The sequence below is a fragment of the Chitinophaga sp. SVR4-12A genome (assembly GCF_056754765.1).
The window spans coordinates 6,408,109-6,421,711 of sequence record NZ_JBPGWP010000001.1 but is presented as its reverse complement, the minus strand read 5'-3'; the positions used below and the strand labels follow the sequence as shown (position 1 = coordinate 6,421,711).

Here is a 13,603-nt window from a genome sequence, read left to right as displayed (position 1 = left end):
CGGCTTGTAGCTTTTATTTATTTTCTGTTTTCTTCACTTCGTTCCATAACCCGTCCATTTCAGTCAGGGTCATATCAGCGAGCTGGCGGCCCTGTTCCCGGGCCATATCTTCCATCTGCCGGAAGCGGCGGATGAATTTCTTGTTGGTGCGCTCCAGGGCGTTTTCGGCGTCTACTTTCAGGAAGCGCGAATAGTTCACGAGGGCGAAGAGCAGATCGCCGAATTCGGCTTCTATCTCGTCCTGGTTGTTGGACTGTACGGCTGCTGACAGTTCTGCCAGCTCTTCCTGTACCTTATTATAGACCTGTTGGGTGTTGTCCCATTCGAAACCTACCTGTTTGGCTTTTTCCTGCAGGCGCATAGCTTTGACCAGGGCGGGCAGGGATACGGGCACGCCGCTCAAGATAGAAGTTTTGCCTTCTTTGAGCTTGAGCTTTTCCCAATTTTGTTTTACCTGTTCTTCGTTTTCCACCTTGACGTCGCCATAGATATGCGGGTGGCGGTGGATGAGCTTGGCGCAGATACCGGAGATAACGTCCTGGATGGTAAATTGCTGTTGTTCTGCGCCAATCTTGGCGTAGAATACGATATGAAGGAGGATGTCGCCGAGTTCTTCTTTGATGGATTTCCAGTCCTGGTCTGTGATGGCGTCGGTGAGTTCGTACATTTCTTCGATGGTGAGCTGCCGGAGGGATTGCAGGGTTTGTTTGCGGTCCCAGGGGCATTTTTCACGGAGGTCGTCCATGATTTTGAGCAGTTGATCGAAGGATGCGTTGGTTTGCGTTTCTTCCATGAGATAAAAATAGGGAAAATATTTAGTGATGCTTGGGGGCTGGTTTGGGGCCGCCTTGGGCGCTTTGCCGTCGGGGATTTTAAAACGGGCTGCGCCTGGCTGTGAGGGAGATGATTTAACTTTGGGAGGGCGTGGGGACGGAAGGGGGTTGATGAGGCGGGGTCAAGCGGGTCGCGCCAGCCAAGGCCCGTTTTAAAACCCGACGGCACGGTGAGCGTCGGGAGTGGCAAGAACGGTGTAGCAACGCAAATTTGTTATCAGGCCAGGTAGTGGGCAAGGAGATACGGGTGGGACGGGTAGCTCTTTAACAGGCAGCTGCTATGGACCATGGACGATGGACTATGGACCCTGGATTATCGACTCCTTCACTGTTGACAACTTTCCGTGGTGGTAAAAACCAATTTAATTACATTTGCGGCCGGCTTTTGAAAGGGCCAGACTTATTAATTATTCATTATTAGTTAATTCATGAATACCAAACACATTGCACTCATTTCGACAGAATTAGGTATTTCGGCCAGGCAGGCGGAAAATACCATGAACTTGTTGTCAGAAGGTGCTACCGTACCTTTTATCAGCCGCTACCGGAAAGAGGTGACCGGAAGCCTGGATGAAGTGCAGATCGCCCGGATAGAGGATCTGAAAAAGCGTTACCAGGAAGTGGATGAACGGAGGGAGTTTATTATCAAGACCATTACGGAGCAGGAGAAGATGACGCCGGAACTGCAGGAGAAACTGGAAGGAACCTGGAACCTTGCGGAGCTGGAGGACATTTATCTGCCGTATAAGCCCAAACGTAAGACCAGGGCAACGGTGGCGATCGAGAAAGGGTTGGAGCCGCTGGCGAAGATCATATTTGAGCAGAAAGAAGGAGCGCCGGATGCGCTGGCAGAGCAATACATCAATGATAAAGTGGCTTCTGTTGATGAGGCGCTGAAGGGTGCACGCGATATCATTGCAGAATGGGTGAATGAGAATGCGGAGGTGCGTGATAAACTGCGTAAGCTGTTTACGCATACGGCGGTGCTGAGCTCTAAGGTGATTGAGGGTAAAGAAGAAGAAGGTAATAAATATAAGGACTACTTTGATTTCAAGGAGCCGCTGACGTCTCTCCCCTCTCATAGGGTGCTGGCGGTATTGCGCGCTGAATCAGAGGGAATCCTGTATGGTTCTATACAGCCGGAAGAGGAAGAAGCGTTGGAGATCATCAACAAGCAGTTTGTAACGGGTAGCGGGGCTTGCGGCGTGCAGATGCAGAAGGCGATCACGGATTCGTATAAACGATTACTGCGTCCTTCGCTGGAGAACGAGTTCCGTGCCCAGGCGAAGGAAAAGGCTGATGCGGAAGCGATAGATGTGTTTGCGGAGAACCTGCGTCAGCTGCTGCTGGCGGCGCCGCTGGGACCTAAGCCGGTGATCGCGGTGGATCCGGGTTACCGTACAGGTTGTAAGGTGGTAGCGCTGGATGAGCAGGGCAATATGCTGGACAATGATGTGATCTTCCCCCTGGAAAAGAACTATAAACGCGATGACGCAGAGGCCCTGCTGAAGAACTGGGCCCGGAAATATAATACTGCAGCCATTGCAGTGGGTAATGGTACGGCAGGGCGTGAGACAGAAGAGTTTATCAAGAAGATCGATTTCGGCACCAAGATCATTGTGTTCATGGTGAATGAAAGCGGCGCTTCTGTGTACTCTGCTTCTGAAGTGGCAAGGGAAGAATTCCCGGATCATGATGTGACTGTGCGTGGGGCCGTGTCTATTGGCCGCCGACTGATAGATCCGCTGGCAGAGCTGGTGAAGATCGACCCGAAGTCTATCGGTGTAGGACAATACCAGCATGATGTGAACCAGTCGCAACTTAAACAGAGCCTGGACCGCGTGGTGGTGAGCTGCGTGAATAACGTGGGCGTGAACCTCAATACGGCTTCCAAACACCTGCTGGCGTATGTATCCGGTCTCGGACCTTCACTGGCAGAGAACATTGTGAAATTCCGCAAGGAGAACGGCGCTTTCCGTAACCGTGCAGCGCTGAAGAAAGTGCCGCGCCTGGGCGAGAAAGCGTTTGAACAGTGCGCAGGGTTCTTACGTATAGAGAACGGCGATAACCCGCTGGACAATTCTGCGGTGCACCCTGAGCGTTATGCGCTGATAGAAGCCATGGCCACGCAGCAGCAGTGTTCCGTACAGGACCTGATGAGCAAGGAAGACTTGCGTAAGAAGATCAACCTGAAGAGCTATGTGAGCGAAGAAGTGGGCATACTGACACTGGAAGATATCATGAAAGAGCTGGATAAGCCCAGCCGTGACCCGCGTGATGAGATCGCGATCTTTGAATATGCGGAAGGCATCCATTCTATGGATGATGTGAAGCCTGGTATGACATTACCTGGCGTGGTAACGAATATCACGGCATTTGGCGCCTTTGTGGATATAGGCGTGAAGCAGGATGGCCTTGTACATATCTCGCATTTGTCTAACCGCTTTGTGAGCAATCCGAATGAAGTGGTGAAACTGAACCAGAAAGTAACGGTAACGGTATTGGAAGTGGATGTTGCACGCAAGCGGATATCGTTGTCAATGAAGGATAATGAGGCTCCGGCGCAAGGCGGAGGCGGAGGCCAAAGGAGAGAGAGAAGGGATAATAATAGTGGTGGTAATAGTAAACCAACTGGTAAACAACAACAGCAAGCGCCGTTGAATGATTTCCAGGCGAAGCTGGCAGAGTTGAAGAAGAAGTTTAATTAAAAGCTACAAGCGGCAAGCCACAAGCTACAAGCTGATTGAAGCGATAAATGTAAGCTACAGGCCGTAAGCTAAGCATGCAGGTAATGAACAGGTCACTACTTGCAGCCCGAAGCTTACGGCTTGTAGCTTTTTACGTTACTCAATAATGACCAGAGGCTCATAGCGCCTGTCGGGATAATGAGCGCTCATCAGGCCGCGGGCGATATAATCGTCGATCTGCGCCTGTGTAAGGCTGGTAGGCAGCGTGTTATTGGTGCCGTAGAAACAGAAAGTGCCCGGGTGCGGCTGGCAATACCTGATGTTGTAGCTGGCTCCCGGCTGACGGGTGTAAACGCCATCGCTTTGAGGATCGATGTAGATGTACAGGGTGACCCTTTTGGCGGCAAAAGCCGCAGTGATGGCCAATACCATGGCCAGACAGAACAGAATAGGCTGGAGTTTTCGCATAGTGGAACATTTTAAGGAAGCAGTAATTTAAGGTTTACTGCTGCGATGGTGTAACAGTCGTCAGTTGTTAGTCGTTAGTCGTTAGTCATGAGTTGTCAGTTGTCAGTTATCAGTTGTCAGTTGGGGTAAATTCATGTGAATAACCCTCGCCTTAATCACTGAAAACTTATGACTGACAACTTACGACTTACAACTAACGACTGACAACTGACGACTGATAACTGACAACTATCTTCCAAACTTCTCCCGCCATTCCAATATCCGTTGGGGATAGATTGTATCCCTTTTTTCTGCGTAGAGCTTTACCCTGCCATTTACGGCGATACCGGCGAAGATGAGGTCGCGTTTCATATCGATCGCCAGGGAGGCTTCGTCGGAGGAGCAGTTGTGCGGTTCGCAGCCATCGTTATAGAGAATGCCGTCATCCACTTCTATAGGAGGCGCTACCTGGTAGCGCTTTAAGAAGATCGCGGTGTCTCTGCCTAACAGCTGGCGGAAACGCTGCTTCAATGGTTCTTTTTCCAGGAGGTCCACCTCTCCGGCATAGCGGCCGGTGAAGTCTTCAAAACGGCTCCAGGAGGTGATCTCGGTAGCGACAATGGTATCATTACCAGGTATCATGGTGTCCGGGGAAGGGGTAACGGATGTTTCCCTCGGCTGTTGCTCCTGCTTCCTGGCAATGGGCTCCTTACATGCGCAGGTGTGTACCCATATGGCCATTATTGAAGGCAGCAGCTTTCTCATAGTCATGGTTGAAATACTCATCATCGAATTATACAAATACAATTTAGGCAGTCGTTAGCAGTTAGTCGTAAGTCGTTAGTAAATACAGCGGGATTAGCCTTGTGTGGGTTACTAACGACTAACGCCTGATGACTAACGACTATTTCCCTTTGAATGAAGGCGGACGTTTTTCCATAAACGCCTGCATACCTTCTTTCTGGTCTTCCGAGGCAAACAGCAGGTAAAAGTTTTTACGTTCAAAATGCAGTCCCTCATCGAGGGTGCTGTCAAAAGCTTTCAGTACCGATTCCTTGGCCATCTTAACGGCCAGTGGGCTCATGGCGGCCACTTCCCTGGCCAGCTTTACAGCTTCTTCCAGGTACAGCTCCACGGGCGCCACCCGGTTAATAAGGCCCGCTTGCAAGGCCTCTGTAACGGTAATAAAGCGGCCGGTGAGCACCATTTCCATGGCCAGGGCTTTTCCAACGGCCCTGGTAAGGCGTTGGGTACCGCCTGCGCCAGGCATCACACCGATCTTTATTTCCGGTTGTCCGAACCGGGCTGTTTCACTGGCTACGATCATATCGCATAGCATGGCCAGCTCACATCCCCCTCCTAATGCGAAGCCGCTAACGGCTGCGATCAGTGGTTTCTTGGTTTTTTTGATGGCATCCCAGGTACTGAATTGATCAATATTGTACATGTCCACGGCGCTTTTACCCGCCATTTGCGTGATGTCAGCTCCTGCTGCAAACGCTTTTTCATTGCCACTGATTATGATTGCCCGTACCTGTTCATCGACATCCAGAGCCTGGAGGGCTTCCTTTAGTTCCGACATGAGCTGCAGGTTCAGGGCATTCAAAGCTTCGGGGCGGTTCAATTGGATGTGGGCTACATGGGGCGCCACCTGGTGTATGATTATAAATTCCGGTTGCATCACTAAATTTACAGAATTACAGCAAATAGCCAGACCACAAAAAACACGAACACAAAGAGGAATGAGAAGCTATAGCCGGTGAGCAACAGGAATGTTTTCAGGAATGAGCGCCGGTAGGACTGCTGATAGGTGTTCTTCAGCGCCAGCCACACATAGATGCAGATCAGGAAGATCCCCCAGCCCGTAAACTGGTCGGTATGCATCAAATTATCCAACAGCAGGGTGATCAGCAACACCACGAAGGCGAAGCAATGCACATGCAGGGCAAAAATGGCGTGATCTGCATAAAACCTTTTCCTGTACAGGATCTTCAGCCATAAGGCAAATAAAGGCAGCAGCACGAACATCATCTTGGGAGCGTTATGCTTGATGGCTTCTTCCAGTTCATCTCCCTTATATCCTCCTCCCATACGAAGCACTTTCCTGGTCATCCAGCGTTGCAGCCATCCGTCCTTCTGATCGGCCGGCAGGGCCTTTTGGGTGGAATCGTAGGCAGCCAGTGAGCTGTACTCATCATCCTCCTTTTCAGCGGCAGTTGCTGTATGCTTTGCAGTATCTTTCTTAACGGTATTCTTAGGCGTATCCTTTTTAGGCGTATCTTTTTTAGCGGCAGTGGTGGTGGTAGTCACCGCTTCGGTTTTGAGCGGGCGGTAATGGTACACGCTATCGTTCCCTGCAGCCGTGTCGGCATCAAGATGCGCTTCCTTTAAGCCACGGGCGGCAGAGATGGAGTCTTGCACCGTACGGATCAGGGAGGCCACGGATGGAATAGTATCGTCCCTGTGCTCTTTCCTGCCTTTTTTCTCTTCATGTCCTTCGCTCTCGCTCTCATGTTCCCTATGCATTACCGTGGCAAAAGCCAGGAAGAACACGAAGGAAATGAAGATATAGAGCTTGATGGGGTTTACATACGACACCCTTTTCCCGGCCAGGTATTCCTTTGTGAGGCGGCCCGGCCTGAACAGCAGGTACTTCAGTGTTGTCAGGAACTGGGAGTCATAATGCAACACATCGCCGACAAAGTGCTTAACCAGGTGGCCAAAAGATTCATGGGGAACGGCATTCTCCTGGCCGCAGTGCGTACAGTATCTTTCCGGAACTTCCGTTCCGCAGTTCAGGCAGTGTTTATCCTGCCTCAGTGGTTGCGTTTTCAAATTTGCTAGGTTAGGCCCCTAAAAATAGGAAAAGAATATTCAATATTTCAGCATAATAAATGTATATATATCAAAAATTTTCAGATGAAAGGAACGTTAGTATTTTTGCAACGTTTTTATAATGTTCGGAAAGTAATATGAATACTAAAAAGTACTGTTTACTGGGCGCTTGCCTGCTGTTACTCACCGGCCGGTCTATGGCCCAGTATTATTACCAGGATATCTGGAATGCCAGGCAGACCAGCCAGAACCTGGCCCTGCTGAAGGAAAAAGAGGTGAGGGTCCAGGAGGTGCAAAGCCTGGACGCCAATATGGATACCGATAATGACTTTAAGTGTGAGCGGGTGCTCAGCCCCACTTACCGCCAGATGCGCTCTATTACCCAGTCGCGGTCTACCGGGCTGTCTGTCATGACCTCCACTTTTTCGGCCAAGGGGCTGCTGACCAAGACGGTGGACAGTACGGAGAGCAGCATTACCACTATCCAATACCGTTATGACAGTGCCGGGCGGATTACGGATATCCAGACCCTTTCCCTCTCGCAGGTGAGCGGGCAGAAGTACAGGATCACCGAGTCGCGCAACTACCAGTATGACGACAAAGGGCACCTGGCCAGCATGATCCATAAGAAAAGCATGGGCGCTGATTCTACCACCGTACTGTTCAAAACGGACGCCCAGGGACGGGTGACCGAAGAACAGGAATATGGAAAGAACCTGCGGAGCCCCCGTATTTATTACAACTATAACAGCCAGGGACAGCTAACGGATGTACTGCGTTATCATCCCGCCGCTAAACGGATGTTACCTGATTATATGCTGGAATACGACGCGCAACAGCGCTTATCGCAAATGACCACGGTGAATGCGGAGACGTCTGATTATATCACCTGGAAATACCAGTACGACGCCAAAGGGCTGCCGCTGAAGGAAGAATGCTATAACAAGCAGAAGGAGATGCTGGGGATTGTTAGGTACAAATACCAATTTGTTCAAAAGTAAAAAAGAAAAAATTAAAAGGAAAAATACAAAGGTGATGTTCGGAGAAACGGATATCACCTTTGTATTTCGGGTACTACAGCTTTTCTTTTTAATTTTTTCTTTTTTACTTAGTTAGTATTCAGCAAATTTTTGGTCGCGGTAACACCAGAGCCATTGCTCGCCCGGTTCTGCGGAAGCTACTACGGGGTGGCCGGTTTCGTGGTAATGTTGTGTCATGTGCTGTGCGGGCGAAGCGTCGCAGCAGAGGGTCACACCACAGGTCTGGCAGGTACGCAGGTGCACCCATCGGCCGTTGTGCTTGATACATTCTTCGCAGACATGCTCATTTTCGTCAGGTAATTTTACTTCCCGGATGTCCTGAAGGTGTTTACAGAGTTGCTCTTCCATGGTGTGCTATTTAAACTTCTGCCAAATACTTATGTACAAAGCTGATGGCCATTGAGCCCTCTCCCACTGCTGCAGCAACACGGTTCATGGCCCCGGCGCGAACGTCGCCTGCGGCAAAAACGCCCGGACAGCTGGTTTCCAGCAGGTAGGGATCGCGCGGCTGTTTCCATATTTTACCGAACTGGTCGTAGGTTTTAAGCTGGCGGCCGGTTTCGATAAAGCCTTTTTCGTCGCGGATAATATCCAGCTGGATCCATTCCGTGAAGGGTTTGGCCCCGATAAAAATATAGAGGGCATCTGCCGTTTCGGTGGTGTTGGTTTTGGTCTCCAGGTCTGATATCACCAGGTGTTCCAGGCGGTCGGAGCCCAGGGCTTCTGCCACTTCGGTCTTCGGCCGTACCCGGATATTGGGCGTAGCTTTGATCTGGTCTATGAGGTAGGCCGACATGGTGCTGCTAAGATCATCCTTGCGGATCAGTATATATACATTCTTAGCGAACTTGGAAAGGTACATAGCTGCTTGTCCGGCGGAGTTGCCCCCTCCTACTATAAACACTTCCTTATCCTTGCAGGCGGTGGCTTCGGTCATGGCGGCACCGTAATAGATGCCTGCCCCTGTAAAGTCGGCCACGCCTTTGGTATCCAGCTTGCGGTAATCCACGCCCGTGGTGATGATCACGCTGCGGGTATTCACTTCGGTATCATCTTCCAGGATGATCTTCTTGTAGCCGTCTTTCTGGCGGATCTCCTTTACGGATTGGGGCGTGATAAATTCCGTGCCCAGGCGGGTAGCCTGTGCGATAGCGCGGCGGGTAAGCTCTGCCCCGCTCAAACCCGTAGGGAAGCCGAGGTAGTTCTCGATCCGGGAACTGGTACCTGCTTGTCCGCCGGGTGCGCGCCTTTCTATCAACAACGTCTTCAATCCTTCAGAGGCGCCGTATACACCGGCTGCAAGGCCAGCAGGGCCTGCGCCAATGATCACCACATCATATACATCAAGCTTGGTATGCGGGTTAAGGCCTACTTTACCGGCGATGTCCATAATGGAGGGGTCTACCAGGTGGGAGCCATCTTCAAAGAATACAACGGGGAGGTCTTTCTGGTCCAGGCCATTCAGTTCCAGGAGGCGCCTGCCATCTTCCATCGTTTGTATATCCAGCCACTGGTAAGGAATGAGGTTACCTGCCAGGAAGTCTTTGATGGCATGGGAACGCTGGGAGAACTGGTAGCCTACTACCTTGATGCCTTTGAATGCAGGCTGGTAGATGTGTTGCCAGTCTTCAAGCAGGTCGTCAATCACCGGGTACAGCTTTTCTTCCGGCGGGCCCCAGGGCTTTACCAGGTAATAGTCCAGCTGTACGGCATTAATCGCCCTGATAGCGGCGTCTGTATCCGAGTAGGCGGTGAGCAGCACGCGCCTGGCTTCCGGGTAGAACTGTTTGGTCTTTTCCAGGAAGTCGACGCCTTCCATTTCGGGCATGCGTTGATCGGAGATAAACATAGCGATGGTCTCTCCTTTATTCTTCAGCTCCAGGAGGCTGTCAAGCGCTTCGTTGACAACGGTGGTGCTGATGATTTTGTAGCTATCGCGATACTGGGTCTTAAGATCACGGACGATGGCGCGTAGTACCTGTGCATCATCGTCTATACAGAGAATTAAAGGTAGATCCATATTATTATCTGCGGCCTGAGTTGACATATATCCGCCTGTTTAAAAAGTTTAAATATACAATTATTAGGTTGACGCAACCCGGTCTAATTACCGTTCATGGGCAGTGTGACGGTGAAGCGGGTATTACCCGGTTCTGAGGTCACCTTTACGTTGCCCTTGTGCTGTTTCACGATCTGGCAGACGATATCGAGGCCAAGGCCGGTGCCTTTACCGATCTCTTTGGTGGTGAAGAAGGGATCGAATACCCTGCTGATCATTTCGGGCGGGATGCCGGGGCCGTTGTCGATAACGGATACCAGTACACAATCGTGATCGCGTTCCGTCCGGATTTCGAGTATGCCTTTTTTGGCAGGCTCCATGGCGTCGAGGGCATTATCGATGAGGTTTGTCCATACCTGGTTCATTTCCCCGATGCAAACTTTCAGCTGCGGAAGGCTCTGATCAAAATGCTGCTGCAGTTCGACGTTGCCTTTGCGCAGGCGGTATTGCAGGATGTTGAGCGTGTTCTGTATACCGCTGTGAATGTCTGTCAGCTGGCGGTCGTGCCCCTGGTCCATATGCGTGAAGGTTTTTACGGAGCCTACGAGTGTAGCGATCCGTTTGGAAGCCTCCTCAATATCGGTGACCATTTTTTCTGTGACCAGGTTGCTGTTGATCCAGTTAAAAACGGGCGACAGATCAGCATCGGGAATGTCTTTCTTGAAATCGTTGAGCAGATCGATGGTAAAGCCGAAGTCGACCAGGTTCTCTGCCAGTTCTGCGCTGTTCTCTATCTTATGATCATCGAGCCAGTCCACCAGGTCATCTTCCCTGTCTGAACGCTGCATCATGGAAAGGGCGGGACCTTTCGGCTGGTTCAGGATGTTGAACAGTTTCCCGTTTACGGTATCCACTTCTTCCGGCTTCATGCGGATAGCCATTACCTTTTTGAAGGTTTCAGGCATCATCTGCAGGTGCTGTTTTAAAGATACAGCGCCGCGTACAACGGCGGCGGCAGGATTGTTCAGCTCATGCGCCAGTCCGGCAGACAACTTTCCAAGCGCCGCCATTTTTTCGTTCTGCAGCTGGAAGGAGGTAAACTCGCGTACGCGGTTGGTCATGATATGCACCAGGGCCTGGGTAAGCTCAAAATGGGTGCGGATGAGCTCATCTATCTTTTTGATGGGCAGGGTCATGAGCTGGGCATCTTCCCTGACTTCGCCGAAAGCTATCGCCGCTTTGCCACGGGAGAAGGGCAGGTACCCGAGGATGCTTTTAGGTCCCCATACGGCCAGCTCACGGGCTTCTTTCTGTTGAACCTGGTAGGCCTTTAACCTGCCGCTAACGAGGATATGCGTTCCGGTGATAGGCTGGCCGGGCTGAAAGAGCAATTCGCCGGCGGGCATTTCGTAATGATCGCTGTTATCTATCATCCATTGAAGCTGGCTGGCCGGAACTTCCTTTAAGGCTTCTATAGTATGGAGCCACTCTGCTGTAACTGTTTGCATGGAATAAAGGTACTTAACCAAATAAAGGTAACCATTTTTGGGTAGGGAGTCTTAATTCAAAGTTGCTTAAATTTGTCCCGGATTTAAGGATCATCAGACATGAGTAAGGAAGCACTTAGAATGGATATTTCCGATACGATCAAGTATTATCTATCCACCGCGGCACCGAAGGCGGCCCAACATTTCGGTATAGACAAGTATGGCGAGTTACTGGAACAAGATCACTTTGCCATTCTTAGCAACGAAGGAGGCCTTAAGAACGGCCCTCCTATTAAAACGGACCATTTTGCAGTGATCCTGTGCATACAGGGAAATTGTTTGAAGACCGTAGGCCCGCATACATTTGAAGTAGTTCCCCATTCTATCCACATCGTATCTCCCCGGGATTTTCATTCCTTCGAAAACGCATCAGACGATCTGTTACTGTACATGGCTTTGTTCAGGAAAGAATTTATTGCGGAGAGCTTTATCAAGGAGCATATTCTGGAAAACCTGCTGGACCAGCCGGGAGAGCATGCGCCTATCTATCACCTGGATGAGCAGGAGTTTGCGGTAATCAAGGAACTGTTTGAAAAGATAGAACGGGAGTACCGGCAGGCTAATCCTTTTTATCTGCAGATGGTACGGCTGCTGATAGTGGAGCTGTTGTTCGAGGTGAACCGCTCGCATGAAAAAGCGCAGCAGCAGCCTGTAAGGCCAGGGGGGCGCAAGTCTCAGCTGGTGACGCAATTTAAGAAACTGGTGGAAGAACATTTCGTGGCCATGCATTCGGTGCAGCAGTATGCGGAGATGCTGCATGTATCGGCGAAGCATCTGAGTGAGCAGGTGAAACAGGAAACGGGCGAGAATGCATTAATGATCATTCATAAGAGAATATTCCTGGAGGCGCAGTACCTGCTCGGTACTTCGCAGTACAGTGTGAAGGAGGTGGCGGATAAGCTGAACTTTGATACGAGCTCGCATTTCAGCAGGTTCTTCAAGCATTTTGCAGGGATTAATCCGTCGGAGTATACGAGGGTGGCGAGTTGTTAGCCGTTCCGGAAAATTGGTTCTAATATCCTCCAAATTGGCCTTTACCGGTGTAAACATGTGCTCTAACTTTGCCTCGTCAAACAAAGAATAAAAGCTGCAATAAATTATAATCGTTTCGTAAGAATTTAAAACAATAGAAGATGAAAAAGACAATTAAGACAGGTATTGTAGGATTAGCTCTTTTAACTGCTTTTGCGCTGACAACCCAGGCACAGAGCACAGATAACGGCACTCCCGCCAAGGCTGCCGTTGCTACTGAAAGGCCCCGTTTCCTGATCAGTGTAGGCCCCGAAGCTAACCTTCCTTTAGGCGATTTCAAAGATGCATTTGACTGGTCTATCGGCGGTTCTGTACAGGGTGAATATGCTATCCTGAAAAGGGACCTGTATGTTACTTTGAATGCCGGATATACCAACTTTTTTGCTAAGGATATCGCTGGTTTCACTACCAATGACCTGCAGATTATTCCCGTAAAAGCTGGTTTGAAATACTACCCGGTAGGTAATTTCTACGTACAGAGTCAGGCTGGCGCTGCGTTTGTTGGCAACAAGAGCGATATTGGTTCTGACAAGTCTGCTGTATTTGCTTATTCTCCGCAGGTGGGTTACCTGTTCCCGCTGGGTAATGGCAGCTACCTGGATGCAGGCGTTAAATTTGAGAGCTATTCCAAATTCAATGACGGCGGAAAATCCAGCAATTTCCTGGGCCTGAGAGTGGCTTACGGTTTTGGAAAATAAGTTAAAAACTAGGTTAAGGAATACTAATGACGGCCCCGGTGATGGTTCACCGGGGCTTTTTATTGGATCTGCTTTAAGGTGTTGGGACTGATGCGTTAATGGATGAGAAATTTTTTTAGAAAATTGGAAAGAAAAAATTGGCAAATTCAAAACAATACCTATCTTTGCAATCCCAAACGAAAAAAGAAACAGTTCTTAAACACTCTGCGGAAGTAGCTCATTTGGTAGAGCACGACCTTGCCAAGGTCGGGGTGGCCGGTTCGAGCCCGGTCTTCCGCTCAGATGGAGATTCCAAACTGCGCAAGTGGTTTGGAATTTTTGTTTAAAGTTCTTTCAGATTAATTATCTTTAGTTATTCTGATGGTTCACCCGGGTGGTGGAATCGGTAGACACGCAGGACTTAAAATCCTGTGGCCAGCAATGGCTGTACGGGTTCGACCCCCGTCCCGGGTACGAGGTTATCAATTATTTTATAAAGGCTGTCG

Annotated in this window: 12 protein-coding genes and 2 tRNA genes; 6 read left to right on the top strand and 8 right to left on the bottom strand. The window is 50.0% G+C overall.

Annotation, left to right across the window (positions count from 1 at the left end):
- Positions 1–13: 13 nt before the first annotated feature.
- Positions 14–793: a nucleoside triphosphate pyrophosphohydrolase gene (gene mazG / locus ACR9Y8_RS25875; RefSeq protein WP_481216153.1), complete on the bottom strand. Its 780-nt coding sequence runs from the start codon at positions 791–793 to the stop codon at positions 14–16.
- Positions 794–1,261: 468 nt separating this feature from the next.
- Here mazG and ACR9Y8_RS25870 point away from each other — a divergent pair, with 468 nt between their 5' ends.
- Positions 1,262–3,541, top strand: coding sequence for a Tex family protein (locus ACR9Y8_RS25870; RefSeq protein WP_481216152.1), 2,280 nt, complete (start codon positions 1,262–1,264; stop codon positions 3,539–3,541).
- Positions 3,542–3,676: 135 nt separating this feature from the next.
- On the opposite strand, the gene ACR9Y8_RS25865 is transcribed toward ACR9Y8_RS25870, so the two are convergent.
- From ACR9Y8_RS25865 to ACR9Y8_RS25850, 4 genes are all read right to left on the bottom strand, one after another.
- A complete protein-coding gene (locus tag ACR9Y8_RS25865; RefSeq protein WP_481216151.1) occupies positions 3,677–3,988 on the bottom strand; it encodes a hypothetical protein in 312 nt (103 codons plus the stop codon).
- Positions 3,989–4,216: 228 nt separating this feature from the next.
- Positions 4,217–4,732, bottom strand: coding sequence for a hypothetical protein (locus tag ACR9Y8_RS25860; RefSeq protein WP_481216150.1), 516 nt, complete (start codon positions 4,730–4,732; stop codon positions 4,217–4,219).
- A gap of 139 nt (positions 4,733–4,871) precedes the next feature.
- Entirely contained in the window at positions 4,872–5,648 is a 777-nt protein-coding gene (locus ACR9Y8_RS25855; RefSeq protein WP_481216149.1) for an enoyl-CoA hydratase-related protein, read from the bottom strand.
- An 8-nt stretch (positions 5,649–5,656) separates the two neighbouring features.
- Complete coding sequence (locus ACR9Y8_RS25850) at positions 5,657–6,802, bottom strand: DUF3667 domain-containing protein (protein WP_481216148.1); 1,146 nt, start codon at positions 6,800–6,802, stop codon at positions 5,657–5,659.
- 137 nt (positions 6,803–6,939) lie between these two features.
- On the opposite strand from ACR9Y8_RS25850, the gene ACR9Y8_RS25845 reads away from it, so the two are divergent.
- The gene (locus ACR9Y8_RS25845) at positions 6,940–7,803 is read left to right on the top strand and encodes a hypothetical protein (RefSeq protein WP_481216147.1); all 864 of its coding nucleotides are present in this window, start codon (positions 6,940–6,942) and stop codon (positions 7,801–7,803) included.
- A 111-nt stretch (positions 7,804–7,914) separates the two neighbouring features.
- On the opposite strand, the gene ACR9Y8_RS25840 is transcribed toward ACR9Y8_RS25845, so the two are convergent.
- From ACR9Y8_RS25840 to ACR9Y8_RS25830, 3 genes are read right to left on the bottom strand one after another with little or no spacing between them, the layout of a single operon-like run.
- The gene (locus ACR9Y8_RS25840; RefSeq protein ID WP_481216146.1) at positions 7,915–8,190 is read right to left on the bottom strand and encodes a UBP-type zinc finger domain-containing protein; all 276 of its coding nucleotides are present in this window, start codon (positions 8,188–8,190) and stop codon (positions 7,915–7,917) included.
- A gap of 10 nt (positions 8,191–8,200) precedes the next feature.
- Complete coding sequence (locus ACR9Y8_RS25835; RefSeq protein WP_481216145.1) at positions 8,201–9,889, bottom strand: FAD-dependent oxidoreductase; 1,689 nt, start codon at positions 9,887–9,889, stop codon at positions 8,201–8,203.
- Between the two features lie 56 nt (positions 9,890–9,945).
- Entirely contained in the window at positions 9,946–11,349 is a 1,404-nt protein-coding gene (locus ACR9Y8_RS25830) for a sensor histidine kinase (protein WP_481216144.1), read from the bottom strand.
- 99 nt (positions 11,350–11,448) lie between these two features.
- Between ACR9Y8_RS25830 and ACR9Y8_RS25825 the strand changes: the two genes are divergently transcribed.
- From ACR9Y8_RS25825 to ACR9Y8_RS25810, 4 genes are all read left to right on the top strand, one after another.
- On the top strand, positions 11,449–12,381 hold the full coding sequence (locus ACR9Y8_RS25825; protein WP_481216143.1) for an AraC family transcriptional regulator: 933 nt from the start codon (positions 11,449–11,451) through the stop codon (positions 12,379–12,381).
- 140 nt (positions 12,382–12,521) lie between these two features.
- A complete protein-coding gene (locus ACR9Y8_RS25820) occupies positions 12,522–13,118 on the top strand; it encodes a transporter (protein WP_481216142.1) in 597 nt (198 codons plus the stop codon).
- Between the two features lie 206 nt (positions 13,119–13,324).
- A tRNA-Gly gene (locus ACR9Y8_RS25815) sits at positions 13,325–13,397 on the top strand.
- Positions 13,398–13,485: 88 nt separating this feature from the next.
- Positions 13,486–13,571, top strand: a tRNA-Leu gene (locus tag ACR9Y8_RS25810).
- Positions 13,572–13,603: the final 32 nt, after the last annotated feature.